This window comes from Streptomyces durbertensis (genome assembly GCF_014156695.1).
GTDB lineage: Bacteria > Actinomycetota > Actinomycetes > Streptomycetales > Streptomycetaceae > Streptomyces > Streptomyces durbertensis.
Window position 1 is genome coordinate 1 of sequence record NZ_WMLF01000516.1, and the last position, 3,442, is coordinate 3,442.

Consider the following 3,442-nt stretch of genomic DNA (forward strand, 5'->3'; position numbering starts at 1 on the left):
CCCACACACCCCGCACCACCGCGCGCCCCCGGCCGCGCGCCCGGCGCGCCCCCTGGTCCCGGCCGCCCGCCGACGTTTTTCGGAGATTTCCCGGACTTCCGCCCAACCCTGGAACCAGGGCATACACACTTGGCGTTGGGGACAGTGACTGTACCGTCACCGGCATCACGCACCGCCGGTGCGCGGACCGACAAGAAAGGGACCTATCCCATGGCTGTGAGCCTGTCCAAGGGCGGCAACGTATCGCTCACCAAGGAGGCCCCGGGCCTCACCGCGGTCACCGTCGGCCTCGGCTGGGACGTCCGTACCACCACCGGCACGGACTTCGACCTCGACGCCTCCGCGATCGCGGTCAACGCCAGTGGCAAGGTCTACTCCGACGGGCACTTCATCTTCTTCAACAACAAGACCTCGCCCGAGCAGGCCATCGTGCACACCGGTGACAACGTCACCGGTGAGGGCGACGGCGACGACGAGGCGATCAAGATCGACCTGTCGCTGCTGCCGGCCGAGGTCGACAAGATCGTCTTCCCGGTCTCCATCTACGAGGCCGAGTCCCGCAGCCAGAACTTCGGCCAGGTCCGCAACGCCTACATCCGCATCGTGAACCAGGCCGGCGAGGTCGAGATCGCCCGCTACGACCTCAGCGAGGACGCCGCCACCGAGACCGCCATGGTCTTCGGCGAGATGTACCGCAACGGCGACGAGTGGAAGTTCCGCGCCGTCGGCCAGGGCTACGCCTCCGGCCTCGTCGGCATCGCCCAGGACTACGGCGTCAACGTCTGAGACCCGCGCGGCCCGCGGGGCAGCTGAGGAACCGGCCCACCGGGACACCCCGGCGGGCCGGTTCTCGGTTTCCGCGCCGCTTCCCGCTGCCACACACGCCGAAGGCGGCGTGCGGCGGGAAGCGGGCGGTCAGTAGCCGGCCGTGTGGAGCAGGCGGTTCGGGGTGTTCCTGCTGACCGAGCGCAGCACGTCCTTCGTGGAGCGGTCGCCCAGGAACGCGGCGACCTCGGCAGCCGTCGCGGCGGGGTGCGCCTGCTTGTACAGGGCGGCGACGCCGGCGACGTGCGGGGCGGCCATCGACGTCCCGGACAGGGCGACGCTGCCCCCGCCGAGCTTGGCGGAGTCGATGGACCGGCCCGGGGCGTAGAGGGAGACGCAGCGGCCCCAGTTGGAGAAGTGGGCCTCCTCGTCCCAGATGTCGGTGGCCGCGACGGTGAACGCGCGCTCCGCCGAGGCCGGTGAGACGCGGCAGGCGTCGACGGCGCTGTTGCCCGCGGCGAAGACCGGCAGCACGCCGGCGTCGTACACGGCGTTCGCGGCGCGGTTGACGCTCGGCGAGGCGTCGCCGCCGAGGGAGCCGTTCAGCACGGCGGGCTGCGTGGCGTTCCGCGCGACCCAGTCGAGGCCGGCGATGATGCCGGCGTTGGTGCCGCGACCCTCGCAGTTCAGTACCCGCACGCTCACGAGTCCGACCTTGCGGGCGACGCCGAAGGTACGGCCGCCGACGGTGCCGGCCACGTGGGTGCCGTGCCCCTGGCAGTCGGCGCCGTTGCGGCCGTCGCCGACCGCGTCGTAACCGGGGCGGGCCCGGCCGCCGAACTCCGTGTGCGCGTAGTCGATGCCGGTGTCGAGGACGTACGCGTGGACGCCGGCGCCGTTCCCGGCCGTGGTGAAGCTGTTGTCGAGCGGCAGCCGCCGCTGGTCGATGCGGTCCAGCCCCCAGGTCGCGGCGGGCGCGCGGACGTCGGCCTCCGACGGCAGCGGCACGGCCTCGACGCTGCCGTCCTCCTCCACGGCGGTGACGCCGGGAGTGGCCCGGACCGTGGCGAGCTGGGCGGCGGTGAGCGCGACGGCGAAGCCGTTCATCGCCCGGCCGTAGACGTAGGACGGCTTCACCTTCAGCTTCTCCGCGAGCCGGGTGGCGTCCGTACCCTCGTCGAGGGTCACGATGTACTCGCCGGGCACGGCGTGCGCGGCGGTGACCAGCGGCGCGGGGGTCGACTTCGGCGGTACGGGCGCCGCCGGCGCGGCGACGGCCGTGAGCGGCGCGCCCAGCGCCAGCGCGAGGACGGCGGCCGTCGAGGTGAACCTGAGGCGAGTGATCATGCCGGTGAGACCACCACGCGTCCGCCGCGACGCGCGGCAGCCGTTCCCGGCGTTTTGCGCGTGTCGGCGGGCTCACCCGGATGCCGTGCTGCGAAGAGGTGGATTCACCCGGAAGCCGGTTAGGGCCGTCGGCGTCGGCGGCCGCACGGCCTGACGCGGCGGCGTGGGACCATCGGGCGGTGATCGACCTCGGGTACAGCCTCTCCAACCGCTTCCCTGATCCGCCGCAGACGGACTACCGCACGGCGGACGTGCGCGCGCTGCGGCACGACCTGTTCTGCGGCGACGTGTACGTGGCCGACGTGGAGGCGGACCGGGAGCTGTCGACGGCGTGGGGGTGGGTGCCGGTCCTGGACTTCGCGTGGGCGCTGTGCGACGTCGTCGAGCGGATCGACCGCGACCCGCTCGGCAGCCGGGCAGCCGTGCCGCAGCACGCGGAGCTGGACTTCACGGAGTCGACCGACCGGATGTACTTCCGGCGGCGCTTCGGCTGGGTGGAGATCGGCGCGGACTGGCAGGACGCGGAGGAGCCCCCGCTCAACCTGAACCACGCCGAACTGCGCCGAGAGGCACGGGACTTCCTGCACGACCTCGTCGCGGACCTGACGGACATGCACGAGGCGCTGGGCGACAACCCGGCCGTGTGGACGCTGCTCGCCCGCTTCCCCAGAGTGTGAACAGCCCCAGGGTGTGAACAGCCCCAGAGTATGAACCGCCCGAGGGTGTGAGCGGCCGTGCCGCCGGCGCCTCACGGGGCGACGCGGAGGCCGAGGCGGGCGGCCAGGGCGGGGGCGAGGTCGAGAAGCTGGTTCGGGGTGACAACGGCTCCGGCGAGCCGGTCGTAGCCGTCGGCGAGGGTGAGGGAGGCCGCGCCGCGCAGGTCGACGTCGGTGAGCGTGGCCTGCCGGAGGTCGAGGTCGCGGAGGGTGCAGCCGTCGAAGGAGACGCGGCGCAGTCGGGCGCCGGCCAGGTCGGGCTCGACGAGCACGCAGTTCTCGAAGGCGACGTCGGTCAGGGTGGCGCCGCGCAGGTTGAGGTAGTCGAGCTTGCCGCCGTGGAAGGCGACGCGTTCGAGCGCGGCGCCGTGCAGTTGGACGCCGCCGAGGCGCGGCTCGTCGAGCCGGGTGTCGCGGAGCTGGGCGGAGGCGAGGGACGTGCCGGTGGCGTGGAGGCGTTCGGCGACGCAGTCGAGGAAGCGGGCGCCGACCAGCCGGGCGTCGTCGAGTCGGACGTCCGTCAGCGCGCATTCCAGGAAGCGGGCGCCGGCGGCGTCGGACCCGGCGAGGTCGGCCCCGGTGAACTCCACGCTGTCGTAGTCGCCTTCGGGGAC

At 72.9% G+C, this 3,442-nt stretch carries 4 protein-coding genes; 2 read left to right on the forward strand and 2 right to left on the reverse strand.

All coding sequences use genetic code 11. The features are described 5' to 3' along the window. Positions 1 to 210: 210 nt before the first annotated feature. Positions 211 to 786 carry a TerD family protein gene (locus GL263_RS23610; RefSeq protein ID WP_182857763.1) on the forward strand — a complete coding sequence of 192 codons (576 nt, stop codon included), beginning with the start codon at positions 211 to 213 and terminating at the stop codon, positions 784 to 786. 129 nt (positions 787 to 915) lie between these two features. Here the strand turns inward: GL263_RS23610 and GL263_RS23615 are convergent, their stop codons facing one another. Beyond that, positions 916 to 2,112: a S8 family peptidase gene (locus GL263_RS23615; RefSeq protein WP_182857764.1), complete on the reverse strand. Its 1,197-nt coding sequence runs from the start codon at positions 2,110 to 2,112 to the stop codon at positions 916 to 918. 179 nt (positions 2,113 to 2,291) lie between these two features. Here GL263_RS23615 and GL263_RS23620 point away from each other — a divergent pair, with 179 nt between their 5' ends. Continuing rightward, positions 2,292 to 2,789, forward strand: coding sequence for a hypothetical protein (locus tag GL263_RS23620; protein ID WP_182857765.1), 498 nt, complete (start codon positions 2,292 to 2,294; stop codon positions 2,787 to 2,789). Between the two features lie 71 nt (positions 2,790 to 2,860). On the opposite strand, the gene GL263_RS23625 is transcribed toward GL263_RS23620, so the two are convergent. Further along, a partial coding sequence (locus tag GL263_RS23625) for a pentapeptide repeat-containing protein (RefSeq protein WP_182857766.1) occupies positions 2,861 to 3,442 on the reverse strand: 582 nt, incomplete at its 5' end.

Excerpts from the sequence above, each read along its gene's own strand:
- GL263_RS23610 (WP_182857763.1), top strand. The coding sequence starts at position 211 with ATGGCTGTGAGCCTGTCCAAGGGCGGCAACGTATCGCTCACCAAGGAG.
- GL263_RS23615 (WP_182857764.1), bottom strand. The coding sequence starts at position 2,112 with ATGATCACTCGCCTCAGGTTCACCTCGACGGCCGCCGTCCTCGCGCTG.